The 19,076-nt window shown below is 62.5% G+C and carries 18 protein-coding genes; 3 read left to right on the top strand and 15 right to left on the bottom strand.

The features are described from left to right. Positions 1 to 86 precede the first annotated feature (86 nt). The 8 genes from XALGPE39_RS07300 to purB all read right to left on the bottom strand — a co-directional run bounded on the left by XALGPE39_RS07300 (position 87) and on the right by purB (position 11,066). Positions 87 to 647, bottom strand: a complete 561-nt coding sequence (locus XALGPE39_RS07300) for a TIGR00730 family Rossman fold protein (protein WP_045727608.1) — start codon at positions 645 to 647, stop codon at positions 87 to 89. A 136-nt stretch (positions 648 to 783) separates the two neighbouring features. After that, a complete protein-coding gene (lpdA, locus tag XALGPE39_RS07295) occupies positions 784 to 2,223 on the bottom strand; it encodes a dihydrolipoyl dehydrogenase (protein WP_045727607.1) in 1,440 nt (479 codons plus the stop codon). A gap of 141 nt (positions 2,224 to 2,364) precedes the next feature. Then, positions 2,365 to 3,579: a dihydrolipoyllysine-residue succinyltransferase gene (gene sucB / locus XALGPE39_RS07290; protein WP_045727606.1), complete on the bottom strand. Its 1,215-nt coding sequence runs from the start codon at positions 3,577 to 3,579 to the stop codon at positions 2,365 to 2,367. Positions 3,580 to 3,624: 45 nt separating this feature from the next. Then, positions 3,625 to 6,450: a 2-oxoglutarate dehydrogenase E1 component gene (locus XALGPE39_RS07285; protein WP_045727605.1), complete on the bottom strand. Its 2,826-nt coding sequence runs from the start codon at positions 6,448 to 6,450 to the stop codon at positions 3,625 to 3,627. Between the two features lie 180 nt (positions 6,451 to 6,630). Next, positions 6,631 to 7,518: a GNAT family N-acetyltransferase gene (locus XALGPE39_RS07280; protein ID WP_045727604.1), complete on the bottom strand. Its 888-nt coding sequence runs from the start codon at positions 7,516 to 7,518 to the stop codon at positions 6,631 to 6,633. Between the two features lie 6 nt (positions 7,519 to 7,524). Then, positions 7,525 to 8,751 (bottom strand): cupin domain-containing protein, encoded by a 1,227-nt coding sequence (locus tag XALGPE39_RS07275; RefSeq protein WP_045729045.1) that lies wholly within the window; start codon positions 8,749 to 8,751, stop codon positions 7,525 to 7,527. Positions 8,752 to 9,061: 310 nt separating this feature from the next. Then, complete coding sequence (locus XALGPE39_RS07270; RefSeq protein WP_052690027.1) at positions 9,062 to 9,628, bottom strand: DUF3060 domain-containing protein; 567 nt, start codon at positions 9,626 to 9,628, stop codon at positions 9,062 to 9,064. A 70-nt stretch (positions 9,629 to 9,698) separates the two neighbouring features. Next, entirely contained in the window at positions 9,699 to 11,066 is a 1,368-nt protein-coding gene (gene purB / locus XALGPE39_RS07265) for an adenylosuccinate lyase (protein ID WP_045727603.1), read from the bottom strand. Positions 11,067 to 11,330: 264 nt separating this feature from the next. Between purB and XALGPE39_RS07260 the strand changes: the two genes are divergently transcribed. Further along, complete coding sequence (locus tag XALGPE39_RS07260; RefSeq protein ID WP_045727602.1) at positions 11,331 to 12,752, top strand: class II fumarate hydratase; 1,422 nt, start codon at positions 11,331 to 11,333, stop codon at positions 12,750 to 12,752. A gap of 44 nt (positions 12,753 to 12,796) precedes the next feature. Here XALGPE39_RS07260 and XALGPE39_RS07255 read toward each other — a convergent pair whose 3' ends face one another. From XALGPE39_RS07255 to XALGPE39_RS16415, 7 genes are all read right to left on the bottom strand, one after another. Beyond that, the gene (locus XALGPE39_RS07255; protein WP_045727601.1) at positions 12,797 to 13,237 is read right to left on the bottom strand and encodes a hypothetical protein; all 441 of its coding nucleotides are present in this window, start codon (positions 13,235 to 13,237) and stop codon (positions 12,797 to 12,799) included. A 150-nt stretch (positions 13,238 to 13,387) separates the two neighbouring features. Then, a complete protein-coding gene (locus XALGPE39_RS07250) occupies positions 13,388 to 13,948 on the bottom strand; it encodes a DUF2884 family protein (protein WP_045727600.1) in 561 nt (186 codons plus the stop codon). A gap of 48 nt (positions 13,949 to 13,996) precedes the next feature. Further along, positions 13,997 to 14,818 (bottom strand): DUF4097 family beta strand repeat-containing protein, encoded by an 822-nt coding sequence (locus tag XALGPE39_RS07245; protein WP_045727599.1) that lies wholly within the window; start codon positions 14,816 to 14,818, stop codon positions 13,997 to 13,999. Positions 14,819 to 14,867: 49 nt separating this feature from the next. Then, entirely contained in the window at positions 14,868 to 15,848 is a 981-nt protein-coding gene (locus tag XALGPE39_RS07240; protein WP_045727598.1) for an ABC transporter permease, read from the bottom strand. Beyond that, positions 15,845 to 16,726, bottom strand: coding sequence for an ABC transporter ATP-binding protein (locus tag XALGPE39_RS07235; RefSeq protein ID WP_045727597.1), 882 nt, complete (start codon positions 16,724 to 16,726; stop codon positions 15,845 to 15,847). Before XALGPE39_RS07235 ends, XALGPE39_RS07240 begins: the two co-directional genes overlap by 4 nt. Next, the gene (locus XALGPE39_RS07230; RefSeq protein ID WP_045727596.1) at positions 16,723 to 17,085 is read right to left on the bottom strand and encodes a GntR family transcriptional regulator; all 363 of its coding nucleotides are present in this window, start codon (positions 17,083 to 17,085) and stop codon (positions 16,723 to 16,725) included. Before XALGPE39_RS07230 ends, XALGPE39_RS07235 begins: the two co-directional genes overlap by 4 nt. A 2-nt stretch (positions 17,086 to 17,087) precedes the next feature. Then, complete coding sequence (locus XALGPE39_RS16415) at positions 17,088 to 17,330, bottom strand: hypothetical protein (protein ID WP_045727595.1); 243 nt, start codon at positions 17,328 to 17,330, stop codon at positions 17,088 to 17,090. A 157-nt stretch (positions 17,331 to 17,487) separates the two neighbouring features. Between XALGPE39_RS16415 and XALGPE39_RS07220 the strand changes: the two genes are divergently transcribed. Together XALGPE39_RS07220 and XALGPE39_RS07215 are read left to right on the top strand one after the other, a co-directional pair. Beyond that, on the top strand, positions 17,488 to 18,027 hold the full coding sequence (locus XALGPE39_RS07220) for a glutathione peroxidase (RefSeq protein WP_045729043.1): 540 nt from the start codon (positions 17,488 to 17,490) through the stop codon (positions 18,025 to 18,027). A gap of 89 nt (positions 18,028 to 18,116) precedes the next feature. After that, entirely contained in the window at positions 18,117 to 19,064 is a 948-nt protein-coding gene (locus tag XALGPE39_RS07215; protein WP_045727594.1) for an FKBP-type peptidyl-prolyl cis-trans isomerase, read from the top strand. The last annotated feature ends 12 nt before the right edge of the window (positions 19,065 to 19,076 follow it).

Raw genomic sequence — 19,076 nt, 5'->3', positions numbered from 1 at the left:
TCCACCTTATTCGCGTATCTCGCTATCGCGGTGGTGCGGTGTTTTATCGCGATGTTATGGCCGTGCCTGACGGTTGTGGTGTCGATTCATCGTGATGTCCGCACCGGGTTGTAGTGCCGCATCCATCCCAGCATGGCGTCGATGTCGCTGCCGTACCAAAGGTCCGCGCGCTGCTGCGGCTGCAGGAAGCCTTCTTCGACCATATGGTCGATCATCCCGATCAGCGGCGCGTAGAAGTTTTCCACATCGAGAAAGGCGCACGGCTTATGGCCGATGCGTAGCTGACGCCAGGTGAGCATCTCGAAGATTTCTTCCATTGTGCCGAAGCCGCCAGGCAGGGCCACGAAACCGTCGGATAGCGCGAACATGCGTGACTTGCGTTCGTGCATCGAGCCGACGATCTCCAGTGTGCTGAGGCCGTGGTGTGCCAGTTCCCAGTCGGCCAGTTGCTGGGGGATGACGCCGGTGACCGCGCCACCTGCCGCCAGTGCCGCGTTAGCGATGGTGCCCATCAGCCCGACATTGCCGCCTCCGTAGATCAGGCGCAGGCCCTGCTGGGCAATACGTGTGCCCAGTGCGGTGGCGTGTTCGATATAGGCGGGTTTATTGCCGGAATTGGCGCCGCAGTAGACGCAGAGGCTTTTCATGGGATTGGACGTTTTAGAGGTGGGATGATTTTTTCGGGACTCGGGACTCTGGTTCCGAAAAGCAGAACGCCGGGCGAGGCCCGGCGTTCTTCAGTGGAGCAGATGCCGCACGGGCTCCGGGACCCGAGTCCCGGCTTCAGTTCGCCTTATGGATCGCCCGCTTGCTCACCGCCATCGCCGCATCGTGGATTGCTTCGGATAGGGTGGGGTGGGCATGGCAAATGCGTGCCAGATCGTCTGCCGAGCCGTTGAACTCCATGGTCAGCACGCCTTCGTGGACCAGTTCGGAGACGCCCACGCCAACCAGGTGCAAGCCCAGGACACGGTCCGTCTCGGCATGCGCGATGACCTTGACGAAACCCGCCGGCTCCCCCATCGCGACCGCGCGGCCGATTGCCGCGAACGGGAAGCTGCCGGCTTTGTACGGCACGCCCTCGGCCTGCAACTCTTGCTCGTTCTTGCCGACCCAGGCGATTTCCGGCTCGGTGTAGATCACCCACGGGATGGTGTCGAAGTTGACGTGACCAGGCAGGCCGGCAATCAGTTCGGCGACCGCGATGCCTTCCTCGAAGCCCTTATGCGCCAGCATCGGCCCGCGCACGCAATCGCCGATTGCCCACACGCCGTCCACGCCGGTATGGCAGTGCGCATCCACTTCGATCTGGCCGCGCGCGTTGAGCTTGACCCCAGTCCCTTCCGCGATCAGGCCGTTGGTGGCAGCGCGGCGGCCGACGGCCACCAGCAGCTTGTCCACGGTCAGGGTCTGCTCTCCGGCAGCATCGGTGTAGGTGACCACGACTTCCTTTTTCTTGCCCTTGCCGACGACTTCGGTCTTGGAGACCTTGGCTCCCAGTTTGATGTCCAGGCCCTGTTTCTTGAATTCTTTGGCCGCAGTTTTGGCTACTTCGGCATCGACAGCGGCCAGGAACGTAGGCATCGCTTCGAGGATGGTGACTTCGGCGCCTAGACGCTTCCACACACTGCCAAGTTCCAGGCCGATCACGCCGGCACCGATCACCGCCATGCGCTTGGGGACTTCGGTGAAGTCCAGCGCGCCGACGTTGTCGACGATGCTGTCGCCATCGAATTTGGCGAACGGCAGTTCGATCGAATCCGAACCTGCGGCCAAGATCACGTTGGTGCCCTTGAGCGCGATTTCTTCGCCGTCGTGTTGCTTGACCTTGACGATGTTGCCCGCTTGCAACTGCGCGAAGCCGTAGAACGGGGTGATCTTGTTCGCCTTGAACAGCATGGCGATGCCGCCAGTGAACTGTTTGACGATCTTATCCTTGCGCCCGACCATCGCTTCGACGTCGATTTTGGCGTCCTTGAAGCTAATGCCGTGCTCGCCGAACAGGTGGCCCATGTTCCAGAACTGGCGCGATGAATCCAGCAGCGCCTTGGACGGGATGCAGCCCACCCGCAAGCAGGTGCCACCCAGGGCCGGCTTGCCGTCCTTCCCCAGCGCCGCGTCGATGCAGGCGGTTTTCAGGCCCAACTGGGCGGCACGGATGGCTGCGTGATAACCGGCAGGACCGGCACCGATGACGACGACGTCGAAATGTTGTTCAGACATATTGCGCGAGTCCTGTGTTGTACGCGAGTCGGGAGTCGGAGGCGGCAACACACCGGCGCACTGCCGGCATGTTGCCTCTCTTCGCGTGTTTGGCTAGCCGAGTTCCGCGTCCCGAGTCTCCCGCGTCCCAGCCACTGGACCTTACAGGCCGAACAGCATCCGGCCCGGGTTTTCCAGTTGATTCTTGATGTCCACCAGGAACTGCACCGAATCCTTGCCGTCGATGATGCGGTGGTCGTAGGACAGTGCCAGATACATCATCGGCGCGATCACGACCTGGCCGTTCTCGGCGATCGGACGTTCCTTGATCGCGTGCATGCCCAGGATCGCGCTCTGTGGCGGGTTGATGATCGGGGTCGACAGCAGCGAGCCGAAGGTGCCGCCATTGGTCACGGTGAAGGTGCCGCCCTGCAGTTCTTCCAGGCTCAGCTTGCCGTCGCGCGCTTTCTTGGCGTAGTCGGCGATGCCTTGTTCGATGTCGGCAAAAGACAGGCGCTCGACATTGCGCAGCACCGGCGTCACCAGGCCTTTGTCGGTGGACACGGCGATGGAGATGTCGCTGTAACCGTGGTAGATGATGTCTTCGCCATCGATCGAGGCGTTGACCAGCGGGAAGCGTTGCAGCGCGTTGGCCGCAGCCTTGACGAAGAAGCTCATGAAGCCGAGCTTGATGCCGTGGACCTTCTGGAACTCGTCCTGTAGTTCCTTGCGCGCGGCCGAGACCTTGGCCAGATTGACCTCGTTGAAGGTGGTCAGCATCGCGGTCGAATTCTTCGACTGCATCAGGCGTTCGGCGATGCGCTTGCGCACGCGGGTCATCGGTACGCGTTCTTCCGGACGCGCGCCGGATGCTTTGCCGGCACCGCCGTTCTTGGCGTAATTGAGGATATCTTCCTTGGTCACTGCACCGCGGCGGCCGGTACCTTCAACCTGTGCCGGGTCCACGCCCTGGGTGATCGCGCTGAAGCGCGCGCCCGGCGGCAGGCTGGACACGTCGCCGGAGGCTTTCGGCGTTTCCACCTTGGCCGCCTTGGGCGGCTCCGCAGCGGCGGCCTTGGGCGCACTCGGCGTCGGTGCAGCGGTGTCCTTGGCTGCGGCCGGGGCCGCAGCGGCGCTTGCGCCTTCCTCGATGATGAGCAAGACCTGCGAACTGGTCACGCTGGCACCGGTCTCGAACTTGATTTCCTTCAATACGCCATCGACGGGCGAGGGCACTTCCAGCACGACCTTGTCGGTTTCCAGGTCCACCAGATTCTCGTCGCGCTTGACCGCGTCGCCCACTTTCTTGTGCCAGGTGGCGATGGTGGCATCGGATACGGATTCGGGCAGTACCGGAACTTTGACTTCGGTGGCCATTGCAGGAGCGTCCTAGTGGTGTCTTTTTGAAATGTGAGAGGAGTTTTATTCAGCGACTTGGTCGTTGAACGGATTCAATAGCGCATCGGCGACCAGCTTCTGTTGCTCTTCCAGGTGCTCGGCAAAATGGCCGGCAGCGGGAGAGGGCGAACGCGGCCGACCGGCGTAGTGCAGGCTTTGCCCGTCGGCCAGACAGGCTTGCAGATGATGCTTGATCTGATACCAGGCGCCTTGGTTCTGCGGTTCTTCCTGGCACCAGACCAGGTCGGTGGCATTGCCGTAACGCTTCAACTCGGCCGCCAGCAGTGCGCGCGGGAACGGATACAACTGCTCCACGCGCAGGATGGCGACATCCTCTTGGCCGCGCTTGAGTTGATCTTCGAGCAGGTCGTAGTACACCTTGCCCGAGCAAGCGATGACGCGCTTGACCTTCTTCGCCTCGGCCTTGGCGTCGGGAATCAAATGCTGGAACTCGCCGTCGGCCAGTTCCTTCAGACTCGAAACCGCCAGCTTGTGGCGCAGCAGCGACTTGGGCGTCATCACCACCAGCGGCTTGCGCGTGGACATGCGCATCTGCCGACGGATCATGTGGAATGCCTGCGCCGGAGTGGTGGGCACGCAGACCAGCATGTTCTCCAGGGCACACAGTTGCAGGAAGCGCTCCAGGCGCGCGGAGCTGTGCTCTGGACCCTGGCCTTCGTATCCGTGCGGCAGGAACAGCGACAGGCCAGCGATACGTCCCCACTTGGCTTCGCCGGCGGCGATGAACTGGTCGATCACCACCTGCGCGCCGTTGGCGAAGTCGCCGAACTGCGCTTCCCAGATGCACAAGGTATTCGGGTCGGTTGTGGAGTAACCGTACTCGAAGCCCATCACCGCTTCCTCGCTGAGCAGCGAGTCGATCACGGTGGCGTCTTCCGGGTTCTCCACCAACTGACGCAGCGGCAGGTAGTAGCTGTCGTTCTTCTGGTCGTGCAGGATCGCGTGACGGTGGAAGAACGTGCCACGGCCGGCGTCCTGGCCGACCAGGCGTAGCTTATGGCCTTCTCCGAGCAGGGTGGCGTAGGCCAGATTTTCGGCGAAGCCCCAGTCACCCGGCAGCTCGCCAGCGGCCATCTTCACCCGGTCTTCGTAGATCTTGGCGACGCGCGGATGCAGTTCCACGCTATCGGGGATGGTGGTGATGATCTTGGCCAACTGGTCCAACGTCTTGCGCTTGACCGTGGTGTTCACCTTGTCCGATAGCTTGCCGGACAGGTACTTTGACCAATCGATGGCGAATTCGTCCTGTTTGCGAGTCGCCAGTTCGGTGGTGTACTCGCCCGAGTCGAGCTTGTTGCGGTAGGCATCGACCAGCGCCTGCGCTTCACCTGCCTGGAGGACGCCTTCGCTTTCCAACTGCGCGGCGTACAGTTCGCGGGTGGTCTTGTGCTTGCGGATGGTCTGGTACATCACCGGCTGGGTCGCTGCCGGTTCGTCGGCCTCGTTGTGGCCCCAACGGCGGTAGCAGACCAGGTCGATGACCACGTCTTTTTTGAACTTTTGCCGGAAGTCGTAAGCGATATCGGCCACGAACGCCACCGCGTCCGGATCGTCGCCATTCACATGGAACACTGGCGCGCCGATCATCTTCGCCACGTCGGTGCAGTACAGCGTGGAACGTGCATCGTCGCGGGCGCTGGTGGTGAAACCGATCTGGTTGTTGATCACGATGTGGACGGTGCCGCCGACCGCGAAGCCGCGCGCCTGCGACATCTGGAACAGTTCCATGACCACGCCTTGACCCGCGAACGCGGCATCGCCGTGGATGATCACCGGCAGCACCGACTTGCGCGCGGCATCGCCGTAGCGCTCCTGGCGCGAACGCACGCTGCCGGCCACCACCGGGTCGACGATTTCCAAGTGCGAGGGGTTGAAGGCCAGCGCCAGATGCACCGACTTGCTGTCACCCACCGCCACATCGGCGGAGAAGCCCATGTGGTACTTCACGTCGCCGGTATGGGCACGGTCGTCGTGGGCGTGCTCGAACTTGCCTTCGAACTCGTCGAACAGTTTGCGCGGGTTCTTGCCCAGTGTATTGACCAGCACGTTCAGGCGGCCGCGGTGGGCCATGCCGATCACGATGTCCTTGACCGCGTCGTTGCCGCCGCGCTGCACCAGCACGTCCATCAGCGGGATCAGCGCGTCGCCGCCTTCCAGCGAGAAGCGCTTCTGGCCCACGTACTTGGTATGCAGGTAGCGCTCCAGACCCTCGGCGGCGGTGATCCGCTCCAGGATCCGGCGACGACTGGCGACGTCGGCGGCGATCTGGCCCCCGACGTTCTCCAGGCGTTGGTAGATCCACTGGCGCTGTTCGAACTCGGAGATGTGCATGAATTCGCTGCCGATCGACCCGGTGTAGGTCGCCTTCAGCCGTGCCAGCAGATCGCGCAGTTTCATTCGCGGCTGTCCGCCCAGGCCGCCGGTGCTGAACTCGCTGCCCAGGTCGCTTTCCGACAGGCTGTGGAACGGCAAGCCCAGGTCTGGCGGATTGATCGGCGGGGTCAGGCCCAGCGGGTCCAGACGCGCGCCGAGGTGGCCGCGCGAGCGGTAGGCGGTGATCAAGCGGCCGACGTGGCGCTCGCGCTCGTCCCCGCTCTGGCTGGTGCCGCTGTTGACCGCCTGGCGCGCGGCGCTGGCGATGTGGGCGATCACCGCAGAATGCGGAACGTCACCGGCATCGCGGCCTTGGAAGCCGTCGAAGTAGGTTTTCCACTTGGGGTCGATGCTGTCGGGAGAGACCAGGTATTGCTCATACAGGTCTTCGATATAGGCGGCATTGCCGGCGGCGAGTTGCGATGACTGCGCAAACTGCTTGAGTAGATTGTCCACGATGGTGGGGTCAGCTCGTTTTTGATGGGTGCTTAGTAGGAGCCGCGGACACGAGGCCGCGCGCGGGTGTAATCAAACGTAAAAATTATACTCTCATGAACCACCCAGGGTGTGCATTGGCTGGCCGTCGGTCGGATGCTGGTTCATGCTTGGCTCCTTTGCGGTGTCGGTGCACGGGTCTTACCAGCCCAACGCACGCAGTTCGGTGCAGACCCGTGCACGCTCCCAGACCGGGGCGAACGTGCTGCGCAGCTGACGTGCGCGACCATCGCCGATCAGGTCGGCCTCCCCCTCGTAGCGGTGGCCGAGCGGACGAAAGTAATAGCCGCCCGCCTCGTTGACGAGGTAGGCGGTGGCGTCGTTGCGGTCCACCGGATCGGTCACCGCGCGGAACTGGAACACGCTTGGGAGTCGCTGTGCCATCGCCAGCAGTGGCGCGCTGGCGCGTTGTGCGGTGGCTGCATCGTGCAGGAGCACGCAGACCTGCTTGGCATGCGGCGCGACGGCGAAACGGCGCAGTTGCGCCAGGACTTGCGGGATGTCCAGCAGGCCAGGGTCCAGTGCGCGGCTGTGGATCAGCACCTGTCGTCGGGCCTGGGCGAGGATCCCGGTGCAGGCCGCGATGGCCCCAGCCACGTTTTCCACCGCGCTGGCGCCAAGCTGCCAGCGTAGCCGCTGGTCGCCGTTGTGGTCGTGATCGGCCAACGGCTGTGGCAGGAAGCCTTGGCGTGCATAGAAGGCCACAGCCGTCGGCGGCGTCAGCAGCTCCAGTTGTGTCCATTGCCGGCGTTGCGCTTCTTGCAGCAGAGCCTGTAGGAGCGCGCTACCGACGCCGCGGCCACGCCAGGCTGGCAGTACCGCCATCGCGCCGACGCGTCGATCGGCACCAAGCCGCGCGCTGCCAATTGGCTGTCCGTCGTCGCTGCGCGCCAGCAGGTGGTAGCTCAACGCATCGACGGCGGCATCCGTCGAATCCTCGATACATCCGGCCTGGGGGCGCAGCGCGCGCAGTTCTGCGCCCTGCTGGGCGGGGTCCAGGACATCCAGACGGAAAGAGGGCGTGGGCATTGGGGGTCAGTGCTCGCTGTCGTCCTCGTCCTGCGCATCCAATGTCTGGTAGAAACCGTTCTCGATCAGTTGCAGCAGGGTTTTCCGACCGGTTACCGATAGCGCTGCGTAATCGGTTGAGTCGAAGTGTTCGGCTGCCGCCAGACGCTTGGCGTCCTGGATCGGCAGCGCGAATTCCATTCCGTTGCAGAATAGGACGGCGCCACGGCTGGCCCGGCGCCAAGCCAGCCTTGCCCATGGATGCCGCTGCAGGATCGTGCCCTGCGCGAGTGCTGCGGCAGTCTCCTCGGCCGATGGCTGATTGTGCGCTGGCAGGATCTCGCCGCCCGCACGGTAGGTGGTGATGAAGCGGCCGAACCAGGCGCCGAGGCGGTCCGGATCGTTCATCCGCAGGGCGTTCAATGCCTCGACCACTCGGCCCATCGCCGCTGCGTCGATCTCGTAGGGATCGGTCGGTGCCTTCAGGTCCTCGTCTTGGTAGCGCAGTGCTTCGTCGGCATCGTCGATCAGCGTGTCGAGATAATCGGCGATCAGTTCGGCCGAGGATGGCGCGCGCATGCCCACCGAGAACGTCAGGCAGGCGTCCTCGGCGACGCCATGGTGCGGCACCATCGGCGGCAGGTAGAGCATGTCGCCTGGTTCCAGCACCCAGTCGTGGGTCGGGGTGAATTGGCGCAGCAGCTTCAGTTCCACATCGTCGCGAAACTCGGTGGGCGGCGGTGTGCGCCCCATCGCGGCGCTGGCGTCGATCTGCCAGCGGCGCCGGCCATGCGCCTGCAGCAGGAAGACGTCGTAGTGGTCCACATGGGCACCGACCGAACCGCCGCGCGCGGCGAAGCTGACCATTACGTCGTCCACGCGCCAGCGCGGCAGGAAACGGAACTGCGCAAGCAGGGCGCGGATATCCGGGTCCCATTTGTCCACATCCTGTACCAGCAAGGTCCAGTCGTGATCGGGCATGCCGGGGAATTCGTGTTCCTGGAACGGTCCGTTGCGCACGCTCCAGCGGTCGCTCGCGCGCTCGTGCACCACCAAGCGCGATAGCGCGGCTTCCTCGCAGGCCAGCCCGGCCAGATCCTCAGGTTCGATCGGTGAGACGAAGTCGGGGAAGGCATTGCGGATCAACAGCGGACGTTTTTGCCAGTAGTCGCGCAGGAAAGTCGCGGCGGACATGCCCAGCGGATGTTGCCGGGTGGCATGGCGTTCGATTGGGAGCGAGGCGGTTTTTTTCATGATGACATTCGGCAGGGGAAAGGCGGCGAGGTGGCCGACGATCACGCATTGTCGCCGAATCGACGCACGCCGCGTCGCGCATGTTCAAGCAGGTGCTGCAGCCAATCTGCTGGAGGTTGCGCGATGGGATGCGAAACATGGCCGATGCGGCGCATCGCGGGGCGCAGCGTCGCGATTTCGGCCTAGTCGATGTCGTGGTCGTATGCCGGCAATGCGCGCCCGTGCATGGAGCCGATGGTCTTATCGAGAGAGCGTCATGTCAGTGAGTCGGGGCCATCGCCACACACGATGTCTGGCTTGTCCTCGCGTCTCATTGGCCGGCGATGCGATTGTCGCTGCCGTCATTGTCGATCACCGCGGTGCCGCTGTCTTGGACGATTTGGTTGTGGTTGCCGTGCAATGCGATCTTGTCGATCGTGGTCGCATGCAGTTGATTTTCGTCCCCGAATACTTCCAGTGTGGCGATGTGCTGCATCTGCAGGTTGCCGATGCGTCCGAGCAGCATTACCCGTTTGGCATCGCCATGCATGGTGACCTGGGCGTTGTCGCCGAGTACGCGCAGTGCGTCTGCTTGTTCGATCTGTAAGCTGTCGTTGCGGCCGAACAGGGTCACTTTGTTGCAATGCCCGCGCAGCACCAGATCCGCATCCGGGCCGACGATGTTGAGATCATGGCCGTCGCAGTCGATGTCGCCGTTGAGCGCGCTGACCATGTTGATGGTGGGTTGCTCATCGCGTGCATCGTTGTCCATGTCCTTGGTTGTCTGCGCCGAGGAGGTGTTGTGCAGCGAGGCGGTGTCGCCGGCAGGCGATGGCGCCTGCTGCACGCAGCTAGCAAGCGCAAGGAGCGGGAGATGCCACAATGGAGTGCGTTTCATCACTTGGCGCCTGAGTTTGTTTCGGGATGCCGGTGTCTGATCGCCTATTGTCCAGGTGCTATCGGCTGGTTCAAATCGAGCGCGCCAGCGGTTCGGCCAAACCGATGTAGCTGGCTGGTGTCAGTGCGCGCAGGCGCTGCTTGGCGTCCTCGGGCAGATCCAAGTTCTCTACGAAGGCGCGCATCGAGTCGGCAGTGATGCCCTGGCCCCGGGTCAGCGCCTTCAATTGTTCGTAGGGATTGGGCAGGCCGTGGCGGCGCATGAGCGTTTGCACGGCTTCGGCCAGCACTTCCCAGGCGGCATCCAGATCGTCTTGCAGGCGCTGCGGATTCACCGTCAGTTTGCCCAGCCCCTTGGTCAGCGAGTCTAGTGCGACCTGGGTGTGACCGAAGGCGGTGCCGAGTGCGCGCAACACGGTGGAGTCGGTCAGGTCGCGCTGCCAACGGCTGATCGGCAGCTTGGCCGAAAAATGTTCGAAAAGCGCGTTGGCGATGCCGAAGTTGCCCTCCGCGTTCTCGAAATCGATTGGGTTGACCTTGTGCGGCATGGTCGAGGAGCCGACTTCGCCTTCCTTCAATTTCTGCTTGAAATAGCCCAGCGAAATGTAACCCCAGATGTCGCGGGCCAGGTCGATCAGCACGGTGTTGGCGCGGCGGGTGGCATCGCTCAGTTCGGCAACATTGTCATGCGGCTCGATTTGGGTGGTATAGGGGTTGAACACCAGGCCCAGGCTCTCGACGAAGCGCTGTGCGAAGCCCGGCCAGTGTACGTCCGGGTAGCTGACCGCGTGCGCGTTGTAGTTGCCGACCGCGCCGTTGATCTTGCCAGTCAGTTCCACTGCGGCGATCTGCTTGCGCTGGCGTTCCAGGCGCGCGACGACATTGGCCACTTCCTTGCCCAGGGTGGTGGGCGAGGCGGTCTGACCATGGGTGCGCGAGAGCATCGGCTGCGCGGCCTGGGCATGGGCCAGTGTGCGCAGCGAGGCGATCACGCTGTCGAGCGTCGGCAGCAGCACGTCGCGTCGGGCCTGCTCCAGCATCACCCCGTAGCTGAGGTTGTTGATGTCCTCGCTGGTGCAGGCGAAGTGGACGAATTCCAGCGCCGGGCCGAGTTCGGCATCGTCCTTGAGCTGCTCCTTGATGAAGTATTCCACCGCCTTGACGTCGTGGTTGGTGGTGCGCTCGATCTGCTTGACCCGCGCGGCGTGTTCGACGCTGAAGCGCTCGGCCAGGGCGCGCAGGCGCTGCGTGGCGGCCGGCGAGAACGCGGCCAGTTCGACCACGCCCGGTTCGGCGCCCAACGCCAGCAGCCATTCGATTTCCACCTTCACTCGTGCCTTGATCAGACCATATTCGGAGAAGATCGGTCGCAGGGCATCGACCTTGCCGGCATAGCGGCCATCGAGCGGGGACAAGGCGAGCAGGGCGGAATCGGACATGGCTGGGCGTGGGGTGGTGACGGCTGGGCCGCCATTCTACGTTGCTGCGATGCCATCGGCGTTGCGGGTCGGCATGGCATTGGTGGCGCCTGGCGGCGATGTCGCTGCCCGCCATGTCCTCGGCCAGATGGGTGGGGGTGAAGTGGCCATCAGGCGGGAGGGCGGGGCGCTCTGACCGCTGCCGCGACGTGCCTCAGAGCGTATTGTGTGGGGGTGTCAGCGGCGTATTGCGTTACCCCTCATCACCGAATCCGGAGATTGCGCATGAGCGAAAAGTATCGCGTCGAACACGACAGCATGGGCGAACTACAGGTCCCCATCGATGCCCTGTGGGGCGCGCAGACCCAGCGTGCGGTGCAGAATTTTCCGATTTCCGGGCGGCCGATGCCGCGCGGTTTCATTCGCGCGCTGGGATTGATCAAGGCCGCCGCCGCTGGCGTCAATGCCGAACTGGAGCTGCTGCCCAAGGCGCTCGCCAAGGCGATCCAGGCCGCCGCACTGGAGGTGGCCGAGGGCCGCCACGACGCGCATTTCCCGATCGATATCTACCAGACCGGCTCGGGGACCTCGTCGAACATGAATGCCAACGAGGTCATTGCCACGCTGGCTTCGCGCGCGCGCAAGTCCGCTGCCAAGGCCACATCGGCGGTGCATCCCAATGACCACGTCAACCTTGGTCAGAGTTCTAACGACGTGGTGCCCACCGCGATTCGCGTGTCGGCGTTGCTGGCCGCGCAGGAGCACTTGTTGCCGGCGCTCAAACACCTGCGCAAGGTCATCGACAAGCGCGCCAGGCAGTTGCAGCACGTGGTCAAGACCGGGCGCACGCATCTGATGGATGCGATGCCGCTGACCTTTGCTCAGGAATTCGGCGCTTGGTCGGCGCAATTGGCATCGGCGCAGGAGCGGGTGAGCGATAGCCTCAAGCGGCTGCGCCGGTTGCCGCTGGGCGGCACCGCGATTGGCACTGGCATCAATGCCGATCCGCGCTTCGGCGGTAAGGTTGCCAAAGCGCTGTCGAGGCTGACCGGGTGCAAGTTCGAAAGCGCCGACAACAAGTTCGAAGGATTGGCTGCGCAGGACGATGCGGTGGAGTTGTCCGGCCAACTCAATGCGCTGGCGGTGGCGCTCATCAAGATCGCCAATGACCTGCGCTGGATGAATGCCGGGCCGCTGGCCGGTCTCGGCGAGATTGAGCTGCCGGCGCTACAGCCGGGTAGTTCGATCATGCCGGGCAAGGTCAACCCGGTGATTCCCGAGGCCACGGTGATGGTGTGCGCGCAGGTCATCGGCCACCATACCGCGATCACCGTCGCCGGGCAGACTGGCAACTTCCAGTTGAACGTGACCTTGCCGCTGATCGCGGCCAATCTGTTGGAATCGATCCATCTACTGAGTAATGTGGCGCGGTTACTGGCGGACAGCGCCATCGCTGGCCTGCGCGTGCGCGAGGAGCGGGTGCGCGAGGCGCTGGAGCGCAATCCGATCCTGGTCACTGCACTGAATCCGATCATCGGTTACGAGAAGGCGGCGGCAATCGCCAAGCGCGCCTACAAGGAAAACCGTCCGGTGCTGGACGTGGCTGCACAGGACAGTGGCCTGGGCAAGGATGCACTGCGCCGTTTGCTGGATCCTGCAGCACTGACCGAAGGTGGTATTCATGCCGGTGCGAGCGGCAGTGGTTGAGTCGCGTGTGCGTTGACGAATGCGGTTAGCCGGTGCCGCCGGATTCAGTGCCGCTCGGCCTGCAGGTTGTCGAAGCTCTCGCGATACGCTTGCAGCGGCGGAATGTCGCGCAAGAGTGTCTCCTGCAACGCGTGGATTTCCGGTGTGGACGGGAAGCCCACCGAGCGCATGTTCGGATCCGCCGGTGCGGTTTCCAGGGTGCGCTGGCGTTGCATCTGCAATTGCATGAACAACTGTTGCAACTGAGCGCGTTGTGCCTCGGGTAATGGCAGTTGGATATCGTCCACGCGCAAGCTGCCATCGGGGCCGATGCTGGCGTTGGCGGCCGGTGCACGGCGTAGCATCACGGTCATGCTGTCCACCGCCACGCGCGGCTTGCTGCGCTCGGCGCGCGCGGATGCGGCGTCGCCACCGTGTCCGCCACAGGCGGCCAGCAGCACAGAGAGCGAAAACAGACAAAGCCAGGCGAGCAGTGTGTTCTTCATTGGTCGGCGATGGTGCAGGAAAGTGCCGCCTATCTTAGAGCGTGCTAAGCCAGATGCGTTGTTCTTCAGCGTCGTGTAGAGGGTTTTGCGTTGGCGCCAAGGCAAACCGGTGGGCTGGCATCGTGATGCTGATGGCCAGCCCGGTGCCGATTACTTGTTCGCATCCTTGCAGCGTTGGATGTCGCTTTGCTGCAAATGGGCATACGGACGGAACTGCGGCAGTTTCTCTGCAAGTAGATTTTGCACCGTTTTGAGTGCCCCGATCTGACCGCAGATTTGCATGGCTGCCTGTTTCACCTGCTCGGCCTGGGCATTGATGCTATCGCCGGTGTGGCTGGCATTGCCGCTGAAAACGTTGGATACGGCCTCACCAGCTGCCTTGACTCCCAGTGCCGCGCCTTGCTTGCCGACCTCCATGCCCTGTTTGCCGAGCGCTTGGATTTGCCCTCGATACGCCATCAGCAGCGAGCTCTGCTCGGGGTTAAGCGCGACGTGTTTGCCGTCGATCGACAAGCTGCCGTCGTGGCCGATGATAGCCGGTGGTTGGCCTGGGGCATTGAGCATGATGTCGCCGTCTGAGGTCATCGTGCTTTGCACGTCATTGCGATCTGCGTCTGTGTTGTCGGCCGGGGTCGAGGGGTGGCAGGCGGACAGCGTCAGTAAGCAGGCCAGCGCGATGGCGGACATAGGTAGTGAGGAGGAGTGCTGCATTAGTCGTGTTCTCGTATGGTGTGGAGCGTGGTGTATAGGGTCGCTAGATTAACGTGGTTTAGGCAAGTGGACGCTGCCGCTTACTCCGCGCTGGTGGATGTCGCCGCTGCCGGTCCGTTGCACGCTCAGATTGCCGCCGATGTTGTCGACGCTCACATTTCCAGAGCCGATGCTATGGAGCGCGACATTGCCAGTGACATCATTCAACCTTACGTCGCCTGGGCCGACGCTGTCGATCTGCACATTGCCATGTACCCCGTGTACGCTCAGTTCGCCGGAGCCGACGTTGCCGACCTTGATGTCGCCGACGACCTGATTGACCGTGCTGTTGCCCGAATTGAGCGTCGGCATGGTCAGGCTGCCGATGCCGTGCAACTCCACGTCTCCCGATCCCACAGTGACGGTGACAGGGCCATTGATGGCATGCGCATGTAAGTCGCCGGAGCCGACCCTGGCTTCGAGCGATGCAACGCTGCCGATGTCGGCATTGCCGGAACCCAGGCGCAATTGCACTTGCAGGTTCGCCGGAACGCTGCCGGCCATGTTCAGATAGGCATAGCGATTGCCCAGGTTGATGCCGTGAATCGTGCCTTCATGCTGCAGGGTCACCACCAGCGTGTCGCCATCGCGCCGTTGATGCACGGTCAGTTCCTTGAGCATGTCCGCATCGGAAGCACAGGCGCTGCCGCGCAATTCGGAGCTGCCGTTGCCATTACCGGTGAGCTTGATGGCGTTTTGTTGTATGTCCAACAGGACCGACTTGATGCCGTCCAGTTTTAGCTTCAGTTCGCGCGGTTCGGAATACTTGCACTCCTCGGCCATGGCCACGGCGGGTAACAGTAGCGCGCACAGGACGAAGGTCTTGCGCATGGCGGAACTCCTTGTTGATCAAAAAGCACAGACGGGGGCGGCGCAGTGCTCAGGCTTCGTCGCGCCAGCGACGCAGGTAGATCGCCGCACCGATGAAGGCGACGCCGATCACGGCACCGATCCAGATATCGGGTTGCTGGAAGATGCGCCAAGCGCCGCTGAGCTGGATCGTGTCGGCCAAGTCTTGGGCACTGTCGATTTGCGTCGGCGGCGCGCTTTCGCGCAGCACCGACAGCCAGGTTCCGGGCATCACGCTCAGCAAGCCGCGGTAGATCACCGTGTACCAGATCAGATTGTTGTTCAAATGCAGCATCGGCAGGATGTTCATCATGCTGGCGGTGACGCAACTGAGGATCGGAATCAGCACCGCCCACAGGAACGGCTTGGAACGTGCCCAGGCCGAACAGAACATCAGCCAGCCGATTGTCGGCAGTGACCACATCGCGTAGATCGGCAGGTTGGACAGCACGCCGCCGATGATCTGCAGTGGGTGCGAATGGGTGAAGACCGCGCCGCTTTGTTGGACGCCGTTGAACGACATGGTCAAGGCGGTGACCAGCCACAGCACCAGACCAAACAGCAGGCCGATTCCCAGCGCCAGGATCGGCGCTAGCACTAGCGCCCACACGACCTTGGACAGCACCGTGCTCAGGTCCGACACCGGCAGCGATTTCCAGAACAGCACGCTACGGTCGCGGCGGTCGTCGTACAGCGTGCCCAATGCGTAGAAGAACACCACGAAAGCCATCACGATACAGGCTAGTAGCACGCCTGCCAGCATGGTGCCGTCGCCGATCTTGCCGATGATTTCGTTGGCATTTTCCGCAGCATCTCTCCAACGCATGTCGTTGATGCCGCGATCATGGCCTGCCACGCTGCCGACCATTGCCAGCAGCGCGTACAGCGCGGCGATGATGCCGCCGGTGATGATCGGTGCCCATAGAAAGCCGCCGCGATGTTCCCAAAATTCGCGCTTGAGTAGCCACTTGAACGTGGACATGGACGTGATGGTCTTGGCTGGAGCATTCATGCGTAGGTCCCTTTCATGATGGCGACGAACAGATCGGCCAGGCCGGGGTTACGGGTTTCACCAAGTGCGACGAGGTCTGTTTGCGCCACGCCGTCGTACAGGAAGACCGATTTGCCGAACGGCAGGCTGCGCTCGTCGATGGGGTGCAGTGCACGTGCCTGCTCGCTGCGTTCGGCCGGAACCAGCAGTTCGGTGTAGCGCGTGGCGATGTGTTCCATCTCGGCGCTGAGTACGATGCGACCGTCGCGGATGAACAGCACGTCGGTGAGGATGTGTTCGACTTCCTCCACCTGATGGGTGGTGATGATGATGGTCTTTTCCGCGTCGAAGTAGTCTTCCAGCAGGCGCTGGTAGAACTCTTTGCGGTACAAGATGTCCAGCCCCAGGGTCGGTTCGTCCAGCACCAGCAAGCGCGCGTCGATGGACATCACCAGCGCCAGGTGCAATTGCACGATCATGCCCTTGGACATTTCGCGCACGCGCAGTTTGGGCGAGAGTTTGGTGTTGGCGAGGAAGCGCTCGCATTTGGCACGGTCGAAGCGTGGATGCACGCCGGCGACGAAGTCGATCGCTTCGCGCACCCGCATCCAGCGTGGCAGCACCGCGACGTCGGCGATGAAGCACACCTGGTTCATCAGCGCGTCGCGCTGCTTACGTGGATCCAGGCCGAGCACGCGCAGTTCGCCTTCCACTGAGCACAGGCCGAGCATTGCCTTCAGTGCGGTGGTCTTGCCGGCGCCGTTGGGGCCGATCAGGCCAATGATGCGCCCGGGTTGGATGACGAAGGAGGTCTGTGCCAGTGCTGGCGCGTTGTTGTAGGTCTTGCGTAATCCTTGCGCGAAAACGACGGGTTCGGATGCGGCGACAGCGGCGTTCATGGTGTTCTTCCCTCTGACAAAAGGTCTTCTAACGTCAGGCCAAGACGCTGGATGCGTTCCAGTATCAAGGGCCAATCTTCGGTGAGAAAGCGTTCGCGTTCGTTGCCGAGCAGCTTCTGTGCTGCTTCCTCGGTCATGAACATGCCTAGCCCGCGGCGCTTTTCGACCAGGGCATCGTCGGCCAATTCCTGGTAGGCGCGCGAGACGGTGATCGGGTTGAGCTTGTACTCGGCGGCGACCTGGCGCACCGAGGGCAGCGCGTCACCGGGTTTGATAAGGCCATCGAGCATCATCGCGATGACCTTGTCTTTTAGCTGCCGGTAGATTGGAGCGCCGTCGCTCCAGTGGATATCGCTCATGCTTAGCTCCGTGAGTGCAGTGCGCGTGCGAAGGAGAAATAAGGCATCGACAGCGAGCTGCGTAGCTGTCTGCTCGTCGGTGTAGTGACGGCCGGTGCCTCGTCGGCGTTGTCGGTACGAAGGGGGCTGCCGCCATCAGCTGGCAGCCGTCCCAGGCTGTAAAGGCTGCCGATCCCGCCAGCCAGGAGCACAGCGCCGACGATCAGTGTGGTCTGGAAGTGCTGCCGGAGACGTTCGTTGCGCATCGCGTCTGTACTGTATGCGTGGTGTTGTATTTAACTATAACACTATAGCGCGACATGTCAACCCACCTCATCTCAACCTTCGGTATGGTCGCAGCTGTCTTCCATGTCTTCATACCCTGGTGGTGTTCTGATGAAAGCTCCCAAGCGATTGTTTTTCATGATGATTATGGCTGCTGCCGGTGTCGTCGGTAGCGCCTGGGCGGCCTCTGTGCTGGATGTGGATTACCGTCCGTTGGCCGGCAAGGACGCGATTAATCTGAACAAAACCTATGGCGGCAAGGTGTTGTTGGTGGTCAATACTGCGAGCAAATGCGGCTATACCCCGCAGTACGAAGGCCTGGAGAAGTTGCAGCAGCGCTACGCGGCACAGGGCTTCAGCGTGCTGGGTTTCCCGTCCAACGACTTCATGGGGCAGGAGCCGGGATCGGAAAAGCAGATTCAGGAGTTCTGCACGCTAACGTATGGCGTCAAGTTTCCGATGTTCGAGAAAGTGCATGTGGTCGGTGCCGAGGCGACGCCGTTGTACCGGCAGTTGACCCAAGCCACCGGCGTTGCGCCAGGCTGGAACTTCCACAAATATTTGATCGCCCGCGATGGGCACGTGGTGGCGCAGTTCCCGAGTAAGGTCAAGCCGGACGATCCGGCATTGCTCAGTGCCATCGAGCGCGAACTGAAAGCGCAATCGGGTTCACATTGAATGCGAAGCAACATCTCTGCCGCGCGTGCGACAATGCGGCTCTTGCGCCATCCTGGCGCGTGCAATTCACTGTCTAGGAAAGTAAGCGAATGAAGATGGCAATACGCGGCGCCGCGGCGTCACTGATGATGGGGATGGTGGTGCTGATGGGAAATGCGTTCGCGGAAGGGCCGGCGGTCAACAAGGCAGCGGCACTGACCAGTGAGAAACAAAAAGTCAGTTATGCGATCGGCATGGATGTAGCGCGTTCGTTCGAGCCGATTGCCCAGGATATCGATCTCAATGCGTTGCAGCGTGCGATCGAGAATGCGTTCAAGGGCGGCAAGCCGTTGCTGTCCGACGAGCAGACCAAGGCGACCGACACGGCGCTGCGCACCCAGTTGGCCGCGCGTAGCGGTCAGCCATTGCCGGGCGTGGCGCCGGGTAGTAAGCCGCCGCAGGTGTCCAAGGAAAATGTCGGGCTGATGCTGGGCGACCGTGCGGTCGGCCCGTCGTTGGCGCGCATCCAGAGCGATATCGACCTGCCGACGCTGATGGGGGCGGTACGCACCGTGTTTGCCAAGGGCGAGACGGTCATGACCCAGGAGCAGTCGGCAGCCATTTTGCAGGCCTTCGGCACCTCCAAGCAGGCCGCGATGGCCACGGAGAATCGCGAGAAGGGCAATGCTTTCCTGGCGCATAACAAGACCCAGAAAGGCGTGATCACCACGCCGTCGGGGTTGCAGTACATGGTGCTGCGTCAGGGCAGCGGCGAGCGGCCGATGCCGACCAGCAAAGTGCGGGTGAACTACGAAGGCAAGCTGCTGGATGGCACCGTCTTCGATAGTTCTTACAAGAACGGCCAGCCGGCCGAGTTCATGCTGAACCAGGTGGTTCCGGGCTGGAGCGAGGGCGTTGCGCTGATGCCGGTTGGCTCCAAGTACCGCTTCTGGATTCCTTCCAACCTTGGCTATGGCCCCAAGGGGACGCCAGGTGGTCCGATCGGTCCGGATGCGACGTTGACTTTCGACGTGGAACTGCTGAGCATCCTTAAGTAAGCGAAAGGACAT

Source organism: Xanthomonas sp. GPE 39, assembly GCF_000963005.1.
Taxonomy (GTDB): Bacteria; Pseudomonadota; Gammaproteobacteria; order Xanthomonadales; family Xanthomonadaceae; genus Xanthomonas_A.
This window is presented reverse-complemented; position numbering and strand designations above follow the sequence as displayed.